Origin of the sequence: Actinophytocola sp. (assembly GCF_036402745.1) — a bacterium.
Classification (GTDB): domain Bacteria; phylum Actinomycetota; class Actinomycetes; order Mycobacteriales; family Pseudonocardiaceae; genus Actinophytocola.
On sequence record NZ_DASWSJ010000211.1, the window covers coordinates 17,471 to 34,038 of the forward strand.

At 73.2% G+C, this 16,568-nt stretch carries 13 protein-coding genes; 7 read left to right on the top strand and 6 right to left on the bottom strand.

Annotated elements, in window-relative coordinates:
- Positions 1 to 105 precede the first annotated feature (105 nt).
- The 3 genes from VGD70_RS20020 to VGD70_RS20030 all read right to left on the bottom strand — a co-directional run bounded on the left by VGD70_RS20020 (position 106) and on the right by VGD70_RS20030 (position 2,371).
- Complete coding sequence (locus tag VGD70_RS20020) at positions 106 to 231, bottom strand: hypothetical protein (protein WP_331083485.1); 126 nt, start codon at positions 229 to 231, stop codon at positions 106 to 108.
- 56 nt (positions 232 to 287) lie between these two features.
- A complete protein-coding gene (locus VGD70_RS20025; RefSeq protein WP_331083487.1) occupies positions 288 to 1,157 on the bottom strand; it encodes an aldo/keto reductase in 870 nt (289 codons plus the stop codon).
- A gap of 215 nt (positions 1,158 to 1,372) precedes the next feature.
- Entirely contained in the window at positions 1,373 to 2,371 is a 999-nt protein-coding gene (locus tag VGD70_RS20030) for an LLM class flavin-dependent oxidoreductase (RefSeq protein ID WP_414638002.1), read from the bottom strand.
- A 148-nt stretch (positions 2,372 to 2,519) separates the two neighbouring features.
- Between VGD70_RS20030 and VGD70_RS20035 the strand changes: the two genes are divergently transcribed.
- The 5 genes from VGD70_RS20035 (at position 2,520) to VGD70_RS20055 (ending at position 10,916) form a co-directional block, all read left to right on the top strand.
- Complete coding sequence (locus tag VGD70_RS20035) at positions 2,520 to 4,085, top strand: Na+/H+ antiporter (RefSeq protein WP_331083491.1); 1,566 nt, start codon at positions 2,520 to 2,522, stop codon at positions 4,083 to 4,085.
- Between the two features lie 583 nt (positions 4,086 to 4,668).
- Complete coding sequence (gene lanKC / locus VGD70_RS20040; protein ID WP_331083493.1) at positions 4,669 to 7,260, top strand: class III lanthionine synthetase LanKC; 2,592 nt, start codon at positions 4,669 to 4,671, stop codon at positions 7,258 to 7,260.
- Positions 7,261 to 7,281: 21 nt separating this feature from the next.
- Positions 7,282 to 7,431 carry a SapB/AmfS family lanthipeptide gene (locus tag VGD70_RS20045; RefSeq protein WP_331083495.1) on the top strand — a complete coding sequence of 50 codons (150 nt, stop codon included), beginning with the start codon at positions 7,282 to 7,284 and terminating at the stop codon, positions 7,429 to 7,431.
- A gap of 94 nt (positions 7,432 to 7,525) precedes the next feature.
- Complete coding sequence (locus tag VGD70_RS20050; RefSeq protein WP_331083496.1) at positions 7,526 to 9,193, top strand: ABC transporter ATP-binding protein; 1,668 nt, start codon at positions 7,526 to 7,528, stop codon at positions 9,191 to 9,193.
- A gap of 19 nt (positions 9,194 to 9,212) precedes the next feature.
- On the top strand, positions 9,213 to 10,916 hold the full coding sequence (locus tag VGD70_RS20055) for an ABC transporter ATP-binding protein (protein WP_331083498.1): 1,704 nt from the start codon (positions 9,213 to 9,215) through the stop codon (positions 10,914 to 10,916).
- On the opposite strand, the gene VGD70_RS20060 is transcribed toward VGD70_RS20055, so the two are convergent.
- Positions 10,894 to 11,538, bottom strand: a complete 645-nt coding sequence (locus tag VGD70_RS20060) for a response regulator transcription factor (protein WP_331083500.1) — start codon at positions 11,536 to 11,538, stop codon at positions 10,894 to 10,896. The genes VGD70_RS20055 and VGD70_RS20060 overlap by 23 nt on opposite strands.
- 579 nt (positions 11,539 to 12,117) lie before the next feature.
- Here VGD70_RS20060 and VGD70_RS20065 point away from each other — a divergent pair.
- Entirely contained in the window at positions 12,118 to 14,253 is a 2,136-nt protein-coding gene (locus tag VGD70_RS20065) for an ATP-binding protein (protein WP_331083502.1), read from the top strand.
- Here the strand turns inward: VGD70_RS20065 and VGD70_RS20070 are convergent.
- Both VGD70_RS20070 and VGD70_RS20075 read right to left on the bottom strand, forming a co-directional pair.
- A complete protein-coding gene (locus VGD70_RS20070; RefSeq protein ID WP_331083504.1) occupies positions 14,192 to 14,482 on the bottom strand; it encodes a hypothetical protein in 291 nt (96 codons plus the stop codon). The two genes, VGD70_RS20065 and VGD70_RS20070, sit on opposite strands and share 62 nt — an antisense overlap.
- Positions 14,472 to 15,683, bottom strand: a complete 1,212-nt coding sequence (locus tag VGD70_RS20075) for a hypothetical protein (RefSeq protein WP_331083506.1) — start codon at positions 15,681 to 15,683, stop codon at positions 14,472 to 14,474. The genes VGD70_RS20070 and VGD70_RS20075 overlap by 11 nt, the downstream gene beginning before the upstream one ends.
- 357 nt (positions 15,684 to 16,040) lie before the next feature.
- On the opposite strand from VGD70_RS20075, the gene VGD70_RS20080 reads away from it, so the two are divergent.
- A partial coding sequence (locus VGD70_RS20080; RefSeq protein ID WP_331083508.1) for an AfsR/SARP family transcriptional regulator occupies positions 16,041 to 16,568 on the top strand: 528 nt, incomplete at its 3' end.

Genomic DNA, 16,568 nt, shown 5'->3' on the forward strand with positions numbered 1-16,568 from the left:
GCTGCGGGTCGGGGAGCCGGGGCGACGGTGACACCGACGAATCCGAGCCGCGGGTGACCATCCTCACCCGCGTTGTCGGTGTCACCGTCAACCTGCCCTCCTGTCTCAGGCTGCGGCCAACGCCTCGGTCGGAGTGAGCCGGCCGGCCCGTATCGACGGGTGCGGCCCGGCGAGCGCGCCGACGGCGGCCGCGCCCGAGACACCGCCGGTGATCGCTATGAGGGGGATCACCGGCGGCCACACCTGGTACGCGGCATACCCCGAGGGTGGCCGGCGCCCCGATGACCTCAGGCCGCCTCGGACAGCTCCGCGAACTCGGCGTCGGACAGCTCGACCGCCGCGGCCGCGGTGTTCTCCTCCACGTGCGCGACGCTGGCGGTGCCCGGGATCGGCAGCATCACCGGCGACCGCTTGAGCAGCCAGGCCAGCGCGAGCTGGGACGGGGTGGCGTCGTGCCGCGCGGCGATCGCGGCGAGGGGGCCGCCGGGCTTGGCGAGCTCGCCGGTGGCCAGCGGGAACCACGGGATGAAGCCGATGCCGTGCTGCTCGCAGTGCTCCAGCAGCGGCTCCGCGCGGCGGTTCGCGAGGTTGTAGAGGTTCTGCACGGACACGATGTCGGCGAACTTCGACGCCGCCTGGAGCTGGTCGACGCCGACCTCGCTCAGCCCGAGGTGCCGGATCTTCCCTTCGTCCTGCAGCAGCTTCAGCTCGCCCACCTGGTCGGCCAGCGGGACGGCCCGGTCGATCCGGTGCAGCTGGAAGAGGTCGATCCGGTCGACCCCGAGGTGGCGCAGGCTCAGCTCGGCCTGCTGGCGCAGGTACTCGGGCCGCCCGACGGGGCGCCAGTCGTGTGGTCCGGCCCTGGTCAGCCCGGCCTTGGTGGCGATCACGAGGCCGTCCGGGTATGGGTGCAGCGCCTTGCGAATCAACAGCTCGGCGACGAACGGCCCGTACGAGTCGGCCGTGTCGATGAAGTTGACGCCGAGGTCGACCGCGCGGCGCAGCACCCGCACCGCCTCGTCGGGATCCTCCGGATCGCCCCACACACCCGGGCCGGTGAGCTGCATCGACCCGTAGCCAAGGCGGACCACCGGCAGGTCCCCGCCGAGGGAGAAGGTGCCGGAAGCGGTGGCCACTCGTTCCTGTTCCGCGGTCATGCTCCCGAACCTAACCCCGCCGCCCGCTACTCGCCGATCTTCTTGGCGAACAGGGTGATCGGCGTCGCCACCGATGCGCAAGGCAGCCCGAAGTCGGGACCTTGCACCTCACCCACAGGGCCGAAAGACCCGATCGCGGCCGGGGTCCACGCGACCAAGCCGTCCGCGACGGAGGCCGGCGGTCGCGCGGGGCGTCCACACGGGACGGACGTGTCCTACCGGGTCAGGCCGCCGGCCACCTTCTCGGCGATCAGCTCGTAGGAGCGGATCCGGTCGGCGATGTCGTAGACCATCGTGGTGAGCATCAGCTCGTTCGCGCCGGTGCGGGCCAGCAGGCCGGTCAGCTGGCGACGGACGGTCTCGACCGAGCCCACCGCCTGGTCGGTGAACCGGTCGTCGGCGAACGCGCGTTCCTGGGCGTCGTACGGGTAGGCGGCCGCCTCCTCGGGCGTCGCCAGCGGCTCGGGCGCGCCCTTGCGCAGCTTGAGGAACGCGAGCGCCGCCGGGCCGGACAGGTAGCGGGCCCGCTCGTCGGTGTCGGCGCAGATGGCGTTGACCGCGATTTTCGCGTACGGCTCGGACAGCCATCGCGACGGGCGGAAGCTCGAGCGGTACAGCTCCAGCGCCGGGACGGTGTTCGCCGAGCTGAAGTGGTGCGCGAAGGAGAACGGCAGGCCGAGCAGGCCCGCGAGCTGCGCGCTGAACCCGCTGGACCCGAGCAGCCAGATCGCCGGCTCGTTGCCTCGGCCGGGCACCGCCACGATCCGGTCGTCCGCGCCCTCGAAGTAGCCGATGAGGTCGCCCAGCTCCTGCGGGAAGTTCTCGGCCGACAAGCCGGCCATCGTGCGGCGCAGGGCGAGCGCCGTGCGCTGGTCGGTGCCGGGCGCGCGGCCGATCCCCAGGTCGATGCGGCCGGGGTGCAGCGCCTCCAGCGTGCCGAACTGCTCGGCCACGACCAGCGGCGCGTGGTTGGGCAGCATCACGCCGCCGGACCCGACCCGGATCGTGGACGTGGCCGCCGCGAGGTGCGCGATGAGCACCGCGGGCGCGGAGCTCGCGATGGAGGGCATGTTGTGGTGCTCGGCCACCCAGAACCGCCGGTACCCGAGCTCCTCCGTGCGCCGGGCGAGCTCAGTGGTGGCGCGCAGCGCGTCGGTGGCGCTGACATCGCGCGCGACGGGGGCGAGGTCCAGGACAGAAAGCGGCACATCGATCACACTGGGGGCAACCGATCCCCGCCGGCGTTTCTTCCCGTCCGCGTCAGCTTTCCCGGTAGAGGACCAGGTGCTCGTGGTGCAGGCGCTCGCCCTGCTCGGCAGCCTCACCGCCACCCACCGCGCCGACCTGTAGAAGGACCCGCCGATGTACGACCCACATCCCCTGCTCACGCTCGTGCTGATCGGCGCCGCCATCCTGGTCGGCACCGCGATCGCCCGCCGGATCGGGCTGGCCCCGCCCGTGGTGCTGCTCGTCGCCGGCGTCCTGCTCAGCCTCACCCCGGCGCTGCACGACTTCTCGGTCTCGCCGGAGGTCGTGATCCTGCTGTTCCTGCCCGCGCTGCTGTACTGGGAGGCGCTCACCACCTCGCTCCGCGAGATCCGCGCCGACCTGCGCACGGTGCTGCTCAGCTCGATCGTCCTCGTGCTGATGACCGTCCTCACCGTGGCCGTCGTCGCGCACGCGTTGGGACTGCCGTGGCCCATCGCGTTCGTGCTCGGCGCGGTGGTGGCGCCGACCGACGCCACCGCGGTGGTCGCGGTCGCCGGGCGGCTCTCGCACCGGCAGCTCACGATGCTGCGCGCGGAGAGCCTCGTCAACGACGGCACCGCGCTCGTCGTGTTCGCCATCGCGGTGTCGGTGGCCACCGGCGAGCGGCAGCTGACCTGGTACGGCCCGCTCGGCGACTTCGCACTGTCCTATGTGGGCGGTGCGGCGATCGGGCTCGCGGTGGCCTGGCTGTCGTTGCAGGCTCGCAAGCTCATGCCGGGCACGCCGTTGGAGAGCGGGATCAGCGTGCTCACCCCGTTCGCCGCGTTCCTGCTCGCCGAGGAGATCCAGGCCTCCGGCGTGCTCGCGGTGGTCGTGGCCGGGCTCGCGCTCAGCCAGGCCGGCCCGCGGACCATCTCCGCCCGCGTCCGGCTCCAGTCCTACCCGTTCTGGCAGGTCACGACGTTCCTGCTGAACGGCGCGCTGTTCGTGCTGATCGGCCTGCAGCTCAACGGGGCGGTCCGCGCGGTGGACGGGTCACTCGGCCACGCGTTCGGCATGGCGCTCGCGGTGGCCGGCACGGTCATCGGCACCCGGTTCCTCTACAGCTACACGATGCCGTACCTGATCCGCGCCCTCGACCGGCGCCCGGCGCAACGGCTGCGCCGGGTGAGCGCCCGGCACCGGCTGCCGAACGCGTGGGCGGGCTTCCGCGGTGCGGTCTCGCTGGCCGCGGCGCTCGCGGTGCCGTCGTCGGTGGCGCACCGCAACGAGCTGATCATCATCACCTTCGGTGTCATCCTCGTGACGCTGGTGGTGCAGGGCCTGACGCTGCCGGCCGTGCTGCGCTGGGCTCACCTGCCGGCCGACCGCAAGCTCGAGGAGGAGTACGTGCTCGCGCAGCGCAGCGCGATGGAGGCCGGGCTCGAGGCGATGCCGGAGGCGGCCCGCCGACTCGGTGTCTCGGACGCGGCGCGGGCCCGGCTCACCGCCGACTACCAGGCCAAGCTCCACCGGCTGGCCCTGGGCGAGGAGTCCCCGGACGAGCCGGACGAGCGGCTCGAGGCGGAGCTGCTGCGCAACGAGCTGCTGTCGGTGAAGCGGGCGACCGTGGTGGCGCTGCGCGACCACCACGTCATCAGCGACATCGTGCTGTTACGGATCCAGGCGCAGCTCGACGCGGAGGAGAACCGGATCAACCCGCCGTCCACAGTCGACTAGTCCGCCTCCCCGGGATTTAAAGTGTGCGTTGCGTCCCGGCGAATGGTGCGGGTATCGGGGTGGGTGGTGGCTGGGTGCCGTCACGGTCCCCTGAGGTTCCGGTGGTCGGCGCAGGACTAGTCCGCCTCCCCGGGATTTAAAGTGTGCGTTGCGTTCCGGCGAATGGTGCAGGTATCGGGGTGGAGGGTGGCTAGGTGCCGTCACGGTCCCCTGAGGTTCCGGTGGTCGGCGCAGTCGGCGCAGGACTTCACCCGATGATCTACGAGACAGGCCTTAACCCCCGCTGGGCGCCGTACCAGTGGTCCGGCGTGACGTGCGAACGGGTTGCCGAACCTCGACCCGGTTCCCGCACCCGGAGCAGCGCGGCGCCGCGCAGACGGTTACTCCGGGTGTTCGGGCGTCCCGGGACGAGCAACCAGACCTGACGGTATTTCCTTCACTTCGCTCAGGTTCAGTGCGAATCGCACTGTCGACATCATGACATGTGCGTGGTCGCTCGGTGACGTTATGCACTGATGGTCGGGTCCGACCATGACGCACGATGAGCCTCGTTCACAGTGGCCGGGCGAGCGGAGTATGTCGAATGGACCAGGACTACCAACCGTTCTGTATGGCCGATCCGTCGTTCTACGACGCGATGCACTCGGAGCAGACCGCGGGTGCCTCGTTCGCCACCGCGGCCCGGCCCTTGCCGCCCGGTTGGGGACTGCACGAGCAGGACGACTGGTTCGTGGTCGATCCGGCGGTCCGGCAAGCCATCCCCTTGCAGGGCTGGAAGATCCACGCTTCGGCCACTGTGGACAACGCGGACCGGGTCCTCGACGCCGTCTGGGACTACTGCGTCCCGCGGGGCATCTCGTTCAAGTTCCTCCGCTCGACGACGGCCCTCACCGCCCGGGTGTCGAAGTACGCCCCGCGCGGCTACAGCGGCAAGCTCGTCACCGTCTACCCGGTCGACGACGCCGCCTGCGAGACCATCCTCACCGAGCTCGGCGAGCTCCTCGACGGCGAGGCCAGCCCCTACATCCTCAGCGACCTCCGCTGGGGCAGAGGCCCGCTCTACGTCCGCTACGGCGCCTTCGCCAACCGCTACACCGTCGACGAGAACGGTGACGTCGTCGACGCCATCGCCGACGACACCGGCACCCTCGTGCCCGACCGCCGCGACCCCGTCTTCCGCGTCCCGCCGTGGGTCACGCTGCCCGACTTCCTCGCCCCGCAGCTGGCCGCCCGCAACGCGGTCACCACCACCGACCTGCCCTACACCATCGAGCGCGTCGTGCACTTCTCCAACGGCGGCGGCATCTACGTCGGCCGCGACACGCGCACCGACCGGCAGGTCGTGCTGAAGGAAGGCCGCCCGCACGCGGGCCTCGACGCCTGGGGCCACGACGCCGTCCGCCGGCTCGGGCGCGAGCACGAGACGCTGACCAGGCTCGCCGGCATCCCGGGCATCCCCGAGGTGTACGACCTGTTCTGGCTCGGCGAGCACCGCTTCCTCGTGATGGAGTACGTCGAGGGCGACGTGCTCGGCAAGGCCATCACGCTGCGCTACCCGCTCATCGACCCGAGCGCGGGTCCCGACCGGTACGCGGAGTTCACCGACTGGGCCGTGCGCATCCACCGCCAGGTGGCCAACACGATCGCCGAGGTGCACGAGCGTGGCATCGTCTACGGCGACCTGCACCTGTTCAACATCGTGGTCCGCCCGGACGACACGGTCGCGCTGCTGGACTTCGAGGTCACCTCGCCGGTCGAGGAGGCCACCCGGCCGGGCCTGGGCAACCCCGGGTTCGCCGCGCCGCGGGACGTCTCGGGCTTCGACATCGACCAGTACGCGCTGGCGTGCCTGCGCCTGGCGCTGTTCCTGCCGATGACGAACCTGCTCGGCCTGCACCGGCTCAAGGCCCGGCACTTCGCCGAGATCATCGCCGCGCACTTCCCCGCGCCGCGGGAGTTCCTCGACCGGGCGGTCGACGTCATCGTGCCGCCCGGCACGCCCGACCTGCCCACCGCCCGGTTCGAGCCCGACACCTGGCCGGAGCTGCGCGACGAGCTCGCGGCCGCGATCCTGGCCAGCGCCACCCCCGAGCGCGACGACCGGCTCTTCCCCGGCGATCCGGCCCAGTTCGCCATCGGCGGGCTCGGCCTCGGCCACGGCGCGGCCGGCGTGCTCTACGCACTCGACGTCACCGGTGCCGGCCGCTTCCCCGAGCACGAGGAGTGGCTGCTGCGCCGGGCCACGAACCCGCCCGCCGGCACCCGACTCGGCCTCTACGACGGGCTGCACGGCGTCGCGTTCACCCTCGACCACCTCGGCTACCGGCAGCAGGCGCTCGACATCGTCGACATCTGCCTGCGGGAGAACTGGGAGACGATCGGCCCCGACCTGGTGAGCGGGCTGTCCGGGTTCGGGCTGAACCTGCTGCACTTCGCCGACGCCACCGGCGAGCCCGCGCTGCGCACCGCGGCGCTGCGGGCCGCCGAGCTGGTGGCCGAGCAGCTGCCCGCGCTGCCGGAGTCCACACCGGACGGTCCGATGCCGATCAGTGGCGGCGGGCAGCCGCACGCGGGGCTCTTCCGCGGCCGCGCCGGCCAGGCGTTGCTGCTGATGCGGGCCTACGACGACACCGGCGACACCGCGTTCCTCGACCGCGCCGCGCTCGCGCTGCGCCACGACCTGCACCGCTGCATCACCCGTGAGAACGGCGTGCTGGAGGTCAACGAGGGCTGGCGCACGATGCCCTACCTCGACGGCGGGAGCGTCGGCATCGGCATGGTGCTCGACGAGTACCTCGGCCGGCGCGAGGACGAGCAGTTCGCCGAGGCCAGCCGGGGTGCGCGGCGGGCCGCGGAGTCGACCATGTACATCCTGCCCGGCCTGTTCACCGGCCGTGCCGGCATCCTGCTCTACCTGGCCGGCAAGGCGCCGGTCAGCCACCCGGACGTGGTCCGGCAGGTCCGCAACCTGTCCTGGCACGCGTTGCCCTTCGGCGGCGGCACGGCCTTCCCGGGCACGGGCCTGCTCCGGCTGTCGATGGACCTCGCCACCGGCACCGCGGGTGTGCTGCTCGCACTGGGCGCCGCGCTGCACGACGAGCCCGTGCGGGCGCCCCTGCTCGGCCCGGCCGAGTCCTTCCCCAAGACTCCCGCGCCATCCGGCGCGGGTAGATGAAGATCGCGCAAGGAGAACATCATGGCACTTCTCGACCTGCAGGGCATGGACGCCGCTCCTCAGACCGGTGGCGGCGGCGGAAGCTCCGCGAGCGGCCAAAGCTGCCCGAGCAACCTCAGCGTCACCCTGTGCAACGGCACCAGCGGCCTGAGCGTGCTGATCTGCCACTGATGCCTGCTCACAAGTAGGCGGACCGCGGTCCCGGACGACTGGCGTTCGTCCGGGACCGCGGCCCTGACCGGGAAGTTTACGGCGGGAGTACGGCGTGAGCGAGCGTGCGAGCGAATCATTGATACAGGGCGGCCATGGCGCGTTTCGCTCGATCGTTCGGCACGCGGGTGGCTGGCTCCCCGTCATCGGCATCGGGTCGCTCCTGGGGACGTTGAGCGCGCTGGCCCTGCCGCTCGTGCTCGGCCGCGCCGTCGACGACATCGTGTCCGGCGCGGACAGTGCGGTCTCGCTCTGGCTCGCCGCCGGGTTGATCGTGCTCGGCGTCGTCGTGGATCTCGTGGAGGCGTTCGCCGGCACCGCGTGCGTCGCCGGCACCACCGCATGGCTGCGCGACCGGCTGGTACGCCACGTCCTCGCCATCGGCGAGCGCGGCCGGCACGGCATGGACGCCGGCGACCTCGTCAGCCGGGTCTCCGGCAACGCCGCCGAGGCCGCCAACGCGGGCCCCGCCGCGGTGACCGTCTGGACCGCGCTGCTCCCGCCCGTCGGCAGCCTGGTCCTCCTGGCCTACCTCGACAGCTGGCTCGCCGTCGCGTTCCTGGCCGGCGTGGCCCTGGTGGCGGTCGTGCTGCGGATGTTCACCCTGCGCACCGCCGAGGTCGTCACCGCGTACCTGACCATCCAGGGCCGGCTCGCCGGCCGGCTCACCGAGTCCCTCGCCGGCGCGCGCACGATCGCCGGCGCCGGCACGGTCGACCTGGAGCGGCGGCGGGTGCTGGAGCCACTGCCGGACCTGCACGAGCAGGGGATGCGCAGCTGGCGGGTGCTCGCCGGCGCCGCCGCGCAGGGTGCCGTGGTCGGACCGCTGGTCCTGGTCGCGGTCCTCGCGGCAGGCGGGCTCGAGCTCTCGGCCGGGCGGATCACCGCGGGCGAGCTGTTCGCGGCGAGCCAGTACGCGGCGCTGGGCGCCGGGCTCGGCGGCCTGACCGGGGTGTTCGGCCGGCTGGCGCGCTCCCGGGCCGGGGCGACGCGGGCCGGTGAGGTGCTGTCCGTGTCGCCGGTGCCCTTCGGCGACGCGCCGCTGCCGGCCGGGCCGGGGCGGCTGGAGCTGCGCGGGGTGAGCGTGCGCGTGGGCCACGCGACGCTGCTGTCCGATGTGGACCTCGTGGTGCCCGGTGGCGCCGCCGTGGCGGTGGTCGGGCGGTCCGGGGCGGGCAAGTCGGTGCTGGCCGCGCTGGCCGCGCGGCTGCGCGAGCCCGACGAGGGCGTCGTGCTGCTCGACGGCGTGCCGCTGGCCGCGCTGCCGCGGCCGGTGCTGCGGGACGCGGTCGGCTGCGCGTTCGAGCGCCCGGCCCTGGTCGGCGCGTCGGTGGCGGACGCGATCGCGCCGGCGGGTGAGGCCGACGCGCGGGCCGTGCACGCGCACGAGTTCGTCAGCCGCCTGCCCGACGGCTACGACACCGCGCTCGCCGCGGCCCCCATGTCCGGCGGCGAGCGGCAGCGGCTGGGCCTGGCCCGCGCGTGGCCGGCGAGCCGGCTGCTGGTGCTGGACGACGCCACGTCGAGCCTGGACATGGTGACGGAGATGCAGATAACCCGGACGCTGACCGAGGGCGACCGCACCCGCCTGGTGGTGACCCACCGCAGGTCCACGGCGGCCCGCGCGGACCTGGTGGTCTGGCTCGACGGCGGCCGGATCCGCGCGGTCGGCCCGCACGAGACGTTGTGGGTCGACCCGGACTACCGGGAGGTCTTCGGATGAGCCAGCTGGTGATGACGCGGTGAGGCGCGAGGTCCGGTTCGCGGCGCGGTCGCTGCGGCGGCGGGCGACGGTCGGCCTGGTCCTGTGGTCGGTGCCCGAGGCGCTGCCGGCCGCCGCGTCCGGGTTCGCCCTCGCGCAGGCCGTCGACCGGGGGTTCCTCGCCGGGCGGCCCGGGGTCGGGCTCGGCTGGCTCGCCGCCATGGTGCTCATGTCGGTGGTGGGGGCGGCCGGGAGCCGGATGGTGTTCCGGCGGCTCGGGGACCTCGCCGAGCCGCTGCGCGACGACCTGGTCCGCCGGGTCGTCGACGGGGAGCTGCGGCACGCCGTCGAGGGGCACGCCGACGACGGGGCGCTCGCCCGGCTCACCCGGCAGGTGGAGATCGTGCGGGACACCTACGCGGGGCTGCTGATGGCGGTGCGCGGGTTCCTCGTCACGGTCGTCGGCGTGGTGATCGGGCTGCTGTCGATCGCGCCGGTCATCGCGCTGCTGATCATGCCGCCCTTCCTCCTCGGGTTCGCCGCGTTCGTCGGCATGCTCGGGCTCGCCGCCGTCCGGCAGCGCGACGCCGTCCTGGCCGACGAGCGGCTCGCCAGCACCGCGGGCGTGGTGCTCGCCGGCGCTCGCGACGTCACCGCCTCGGGCACCGAGGAGCGGGCCGCCGCGATGGTCGCCGGGCCCATCGCCGCGCAGGCCACCGCCGAGCGGCGCCTCGCCGGGGTGGCCGCGCTGCGCACGCTGTGCTTCGCCGTCGGCGGGTGGGTGCCGCTGCTGGCCGTGCTCCTCGCCGGCGGCTGGCTCGTGAGCCGCGGCCTCACCGCGGGCGCGATCATGGGTGGCCTCACGTATGTCCTCTTCGGACTCCAGCCCGCGCTGCGGAACGTCGTCAGCGGCGTCGGCGGCAGCGGCCTGCGGTTCGTCGTCACGCTCGGCCGCCTGCTGGACGCGACGGCCGCGCCGCCCCCGAGCACCCCGCCGCACCGGGCGACGCAGGGCCACGACATCCGGCTCGACGGCGTGACCTTCGCCTACGGGCCGCACGCCGAGCCGGTGCTGCGCGACCTCGACCTCACGATCCCGGCCGGCGATCACCTCGCGGTCGTCGGGCCGAGCGGCATCGGCAAGTCCACCCTCGTGAGCCTCGTGTGCGGGCTGCTGCGCCCGGATGCCGGGACGGTCACCGTCGGCGGCGCTCCGGCCGCGGCCCTGCCGGTCGACCAGCGCGCGGCGCTGCGCGTGCTGATCCCGCAGGAGGCCTACGTCTTCGCCGGCACGCTGTGGGAGAACCTCACCTACCTGCGCCCCGACCCGCCGGCCGGCGAGCTGGACGCGGCCGTCGCGGCGGTGGGCGCCGAGCTGCTCGTGGCCCGGCTCGGCGGCTACGACGCGAGTGTGCGGCCCGCGGAGCTGTCCGCGGGGGAGCGCCAGCTCATCGCGCTCGTGCGGGCTTACCTGTCGCCCGCGCCGGTGGCGGTGCTCGACGAGGCGACCTGCCACCTCGACCCGGTCGCCGAGCGGCGTGCGGAGGAGGCGTTCGCGGACCGGGGACGCACGCTGGTGGTCATCGCGCACCGGATCAGCTCGGCGCTGCGGGCGGGCCGGGTCCTCGTGCTGGACGGGACCGGGGCGGCGGTGGGCGACCACGCGACGCTCGCCGCGACGTCGCCGCTCTACCGCGAGCTCGTCGGCCACTGGCAGCCCGCTACAGCCACCCCGATTCCGTAGCGATGCGGATGGCGTCGATGCGGGTGCGGGCGCCGGTCTTGTTCATCGCGTTGGACAGGTAGTTGCGGACGGTTCCCGGCGACAGGCACAGCTCCTTGGCGATCTCCGGCCCGCTGGCGCCGCCCGCGGCCATGCGCAGGACGAGCAGCTCGCGCGGGGTGAACGGGTTGCGGTCGGCCGACAGCGCGGCGACGACCAGGTTCGCGTCGATCACGGTGTTGCCGCCGGCGACGCCGCGGATGGCCGCGAGGAGGCGGGCGGCCGGGGCGTTCTTGTCGATGAGCCCGGGCACGTCGGCCGCGATCAGGCGTTTCAGGAGGCCGGGCGGCCGGGTGACGGTGAGGGCGACGATCTGGCAGTCCGGCAGCTTGTGGCGCAGCTCGCGGACGGTGGACAGGCATTCGGTGTCGGGCACGTCCGCGGCCACGACCGCGACATCCGGCCGCAGCCGGAGCGCGACGGGCACGACCTTCTGGTCGCACTTGACGTCGGCGATCACCTCCATGTCCTCCTCGTCGGAGAGCAAGCTGACCAGGGCGGTGCGTAAGAGATCCATGTCCTCGGCCAGTAGCACCCTGATCGATCTTGTTGCTGTTCGCTCACTCGCGCGTGGTTGCGCCATGCTCGCCTCCCGGATGTCGCGGTCCCCAATAAGGAGTCATGGCGCGTCATATGCTTGTTACATGCGTCATACGCTTGGAGTAACGGAGGCTGGAAGCAAATTCCGCTCGACTTCACAAACGCCGTTCGGTGAATTACTCCGCCCGGCCCAACGCGCGGGCGAAAGCCGAGGGTGGTAATTGCTTCCACCGCTCGGTTGACGCCGCCCGGTGCTCGGCTTCCTGGGACAACGGCGTGCCGCGGCAGGCCGCTGTGCCACGGCGGCCGCATCCGCGACGTCCGGGCCGTTGGTCCACATTCATACCCGGAAGGCGGTATGCGGCATACCGTGCGCAGGGCGAACAGCCCTGCCGGCCCGGCGTCCGGTGCAATCTCGTACGCAATTGCATGAGAAGAATTTTTGACCGGTTGGCGGTCGGAGGTTTATTTCGCACATTGCCGTGGTCGCCGGACGGGCAGGGGCGGGACAAATGCCGAACCCGATCTTGGTCGCCCGGCCTGCTCGTCGCCAACTGTTATGTCGACGTCACGTTCGGCGACTATAACTGGAGGAAGTGCGCATACGACGGGGCGAGGTCGCGTGGGAAGCCGGGATGCCGAGGATGGCGGGTCGGCTCGTAACGAGCTCGCGGGGGCGGTGTCCGGGCAGGTCGTGCAGGCCGGTTCGGTCGGTTCGGTGCACTTCCACGGCAGGAGGGCCGAGCATCCGGTGCCGGCCCAGCTGCCACCGGTGCCGCGGTCCTTTGCTGGTCGCGACGCCGAGCTGACCCAGCTGCGCGGGCTGCGTGAGGCGCGGCCGGACGGTTCGCTGCTCGTCGTCCTGACCGGCCCGGCCGGGGTCGGCAAGACCTCGCTCGCGCTGCGGTGGCTCCACGAGGTGCGCGCGGAGTTCCCGGACGGCCAGCTTTTCGCCGACCTCGGCGCCGCGCGGCCGGTTCCGGTCGCCCCCGGCGAGATCCTCGACTGGTTCCTCGGGTCCGTCGGTGTGGCGGCCAAGCGGGTGCCGGTGGAGCAGCCGCGGCGGGAGGCGATGTACCGCTCGGTCACGTCGACCCGGCGGCTCGTCGTGTTGCTGGACAACGCCGTGTCCGCGGCGCAGGTACGCGCGCTCGTGCCGGCCGGCGTGCCCAGCGTGGTCGTCGTGACGAGCCGGTCCCGGCTGTCCGGGCTGGCGCTGGACGGCGCGCACCGGGTCGACGTCGCCCCGCTGGACGAGGCCGGCGCGCTCTCGGTGCTGCACGCGCTGCTGGGTGCCGGCCGGGTCTCGGGTGAGGCCGACGCCGCCCGTGCGGTCGTCGGGCTGTGCGGGGGCATGCCGCTGGCGCTCGCCGTCGTGGGTGCCCGGCTGGCCGCCCGGCCGCGGCGCTCGCTGGACCGCGAGCTGGCCGACCTGCGGGTCGAGCGGCGCAGGCTGGCCGCGCTGACGCTCACCGACGACGTATCTGTCGGCGCGGTGCTGGACACCGCCTACGACGGGCTCGCCGAGGACGCCGAGCACCTGTACCGGGCGTGCGCGTTCCATCCGGGCCGCGAGTTCGGCATGGAGGTCGCGGCGGTGGCGGCCGGGTGGGCCGCGGACCGCACCGAGTCCACAATGGACGAACTGGTGGAGGCCAACTTCGTGGCCGAGGTCGGCGACGGCCGGTTCGCCTACCACGACCTGCTCCGGCTGCACGCACGCAAGCGGGCCGAGGTGGACCACCCCGGGCAGCGGCTCACCGTGGTACGCCGGATGCTCGACTGGTACCTCGGGCGTGCCGTGTCGGCCGGGCTGACCCTGCACCCCGCGCGGCCGCGGCTCGGCCCGCTGTTCCGGGACGCGCGGCCGGTGTTCGACGACGTGCGGCACTGTCTGTGGTGGCTGGAGACCGAGCGGGGGAACCTGCGCGTCGCGGTCGGGGCCGCGGCGGAGCACGGCTGGCCGGAGCTGGCGTGGCAGCTGTGCGAGGCGCTGTGGGGGTTCTTCCTGCACACCAGGCATTACGGCGACTGGATCGAGATGCACCGGGTCGGCATCGCCGCCGCGCGGGAGTGCGCCGACGGGCCGGCCGAGGCGAGACTGCGCTCCCAGCTGGGTTTCGCCTACGCGAAGCTGCGCCGGTTCGACGACGCGGTCGCCGAGAACACCGAGGCGTTGCGGCTGGCGGAGGCGGCCGGCGACAAACGGGGGCGGGCGACGGCGTTGTCCCAGCTCGGCCGGGCGGCCCGCGGCACCGGTGACCTGCCGGCCGCGCTCGGGTACTTCCAGCAGGCGCGCGACGCCCAGGCACTGCTGGGCGAGTGGCGGGGCGTGGCGTTGTGCCGCAGGCGGAGCGGCGACATCCGCAGCCGGCTCGGTGACCACGACGGCGCCGCGGCCGACCTCACCGCCGCGGCGGCCGAGCTGGCCCGGCTCGGCGACCGCACCCAGCACGCCCGGACGCTGATGTTCCTCGGCGCCGCGCGGCTGCGGGCCGGCCGGGCGGAGCTCGCCGACGAGCCGCTGCGGGATGCGCTGGCGCTGATGCGTGACCTCGGCTCGCCGTACTACCAGGCCGAGATCCTGGCCCACCTCGGCGAGGCGGCCGAGCGGCGTGGCGAGCCGGAGTCCGCGGCGGGCCGGTATCGCGAGGCCGCCGACCTGTACGCGGCGGCCGAGGACCCGCGGGCCGACGTCATGCGGACCCGGCTGGCGGCCCTGGGCGGTCCGGCCCTGGGCGATCCGGCGCCGGGCTGACCCGCGCCGGGCCGGTGACGCGGAGGAAGTAGCGCACCGCGGCCGCGCGGATCAGCGGTGCCGGGTCCTCTGCCGGCGTCGAGGCTACGACGACGTCGGCGAGGGGGAGCCAGGACGGGTCCGCATGGGTGCGGTCGACGAGCAGGCCGTCGGTCGGCTCGGCACCGGTCACCGTGATCAGGTAGACGCCGGGAGCACGCACGCCGATCAGAAGGCGGTCACCACCCATGGCTCTCTCCCGGGTGCGTGGTGGGGCGGGGCAGCGGGAGCGCGGCGGTCGGTGCCGGCCAGGACGGCTCGTCGAGCTCCAGCAGGCGGTACATCGTGGCCCGGAAGATACCGGCGGCAGCACCCGGCCGGCTGGTGATCAGGCCCGCCACCGCCGGGTCAGCCCGGTTGTGGAGCTGGGGGAGCAGCGGGCGGTCGTGGTCGAGCCGGGGCGCGGTTCGCGCGAGCGCGGCGGCGATGCTGCCCGGCCGCACGGTCCGGTCCGGGAACGCGGCGAGGTGCACCGGGCGGCCGATGGCGGCGGCGTAGCTGGTGGTCGAGCCGTGGTCGCCGACCACCCGGTCGCTCGCGATCATCGTGGCGCGCCAGCCCTCCTCCGGCGGGACGACGAGCAGGCCGCGGTCGCGGGCGGTGTCCAGCCACGCGTGCACCTGCCGGGAGCCGTGGGTCGCGTGGACCATCGGGTGCAGCACCGCCGCCACCCTGGTCCCGGCGCCGGCCTCGGTCAGGATCCGGTGGCACAGCCCGGGATGCCGGCCGAAGGCGGACTCCGCGCCCCACGTCGAGCTGACGGTGACCAGCTCCTCGTCGCCGGCCACCCCGAGGGCCGCGCGGTAGCGATCGCGGAAGGGCAGGCTCGCCGTCATGCGGTCGAGGCACAGGTCGCCGGCGACCACCGCGACCGGCTCGGCCTCCGGGCACGTGCGGCGCAGGGCCGTCAGCTCGAGCTCGTGGCTCAGTGCGAGCGCGGCGGGCACGAGCCGGCCGCGGAAGGTCAGCAGGTCCCGGTCGAGGCCCGTCGTGTCGCGGGTCGAGCCGCGTGCCTTCCGGCTGCGCCGCAACGATCCCAGCGACCCGGCGCCGTGCGGCAGGACGAGCACCGGCCCGTGGACCTGGTCGATGTGCCGGTGGCTGGCGGTGAGCACGAGGTCCCAGCGGTGGTGCACCGCCTGCGACCACGGCACCACGAGCGCGCCGGTGCGCCGGGCGAACTCCTCGACGCCGTGCCAGACCTCGCCGGCGTGCGGCACCGTGAGGACCGCCTGCACGCGGTGGTCGACCTCGACGAGCGGGAGCAGGTCGAGCAGTCTCGTGCCGGCGGTCATCGACGGCACCAGCACCAGCACGGTGCGGAACCCGGTGCGGGTGAGCCGCGGCCCGGCATCCAGCCCGACCGGCCCGCGTACCCATGAGCTGTGCATCTCGCCCTCCCGGCCGCGGGATTGTCGCCTGTGGCGTGGAGTCCCTCTCCGGTCCCGAACGGCCGCCGCCAGCATGTGCGGCGGTCCTTGTCGCGGGCCTTACCCGGATTTACACACGGGAATTTCCTGGGCGCTCGGGATAGCGCGGTTTTCGCATTCCGCTTACCCACCGGCGGCTTTGTCGGGGAATCGGCTGTCAGGGACCTTTCGCGGTACTGGACATCGTGCTGTCGCGGGCAACAATTCAGCTACAACCTGTTACTGATCTCTGTCGTTCAGTAGTATCCACCGATTGGTGCCGCTCCGCGGACCCCACCGAAACTGGTGGTCGGGACCAGCTTCATGGGGTGAAAGCTGGTGGACACGACATCCTTCGGGATCCTGGGGACAACCGCCCTCCGCATCGACGGCGGTATGGACGAATCCTGGGGAAGGCTGCGCGAACGCGGGTTTCTCGCGACCCTGCTGGCACACCCGGGTCGGCCGGTGCCGATCGACACGCTGCTGGAATGGGTGTGGCCGCGGGACGCGCCGCTGCCCCAGAATCCCGCGCAGACGTTCTACACGTACGCCACGAGGGTCCGGAAGTCCTTGCAGCGCCTGGACTCCCCACCGAAGCTGCGCGCGGTGAACGGCGGCTACGTGCTCGAGGTGGACAAGTCGGCCATCGACTACTACCGCTTCCGCGAGCTGTCCGCGGCCGCCAGGGCGGAGGCCCGCCAGGACGATCCACATCGGACGGTAGAGCTGGCAGAGCAGGCCCTGACCCTGTGGCGCGGCCGCCCGCTGGCCGACCTGGCAAGCGATCGTGCAGATGCATGGCGCACCCGGTTCGTGCAGAACTCCTGGCTACCGGCCAACTTCGCCCTCCTGGAAGCCCTCCTG

Coding starts and splice junctions, on each gene's coding strand:
- VGD70_RS20025 (WP_331083487.1), bottom strand. CDS start 1,157: ATGACCGCGGAACAGGAACGAGTGGCCACCGCTTCCGGCACCTTCTCC.
- VGD70_RS20035 (WP_331083491.1), top strand. CDS start 2,520: ATGTACGACCCACATCCCCTGCTCACGCTCGTGCTGATCGGCGCCGCC.
- lanKC (WP_331083493.1), top strand. CDS start 4,669: ATGGACCAGGACTACCAACCGTTCTGTATGGCCGATCCGTCGTTCTAC.
- VGD70_RS20045 (WP_331083495.1), top strand. CDS start 7,282: ATGGCACTTCTCGACCTGCAGGGCATGGACGCCGCTCCTCAGACCGGT.
- VGD70_RS20060 (WP_331083500.1), bottom strand. CDS start 11,538: ATGGCGCAACCACGCGCGAGTGAGCGAACAGCAACAAGATCGATCAGG.
- VGD70_RS20070 (WP_331083504.1), bottom strand. CDS start 14,482: ATGGGTGGTGACCGCCTTCTGATCGGCGTGCGTGCTCCCGGCGTCTAC.
- VGD70_RS20075 (WP_331083506.1), bottom strand. CDS start 15,683: ATGCACAGCTCATGGGTACGCGGGCCGGTCGGGCTGGATGCCGGGCCG.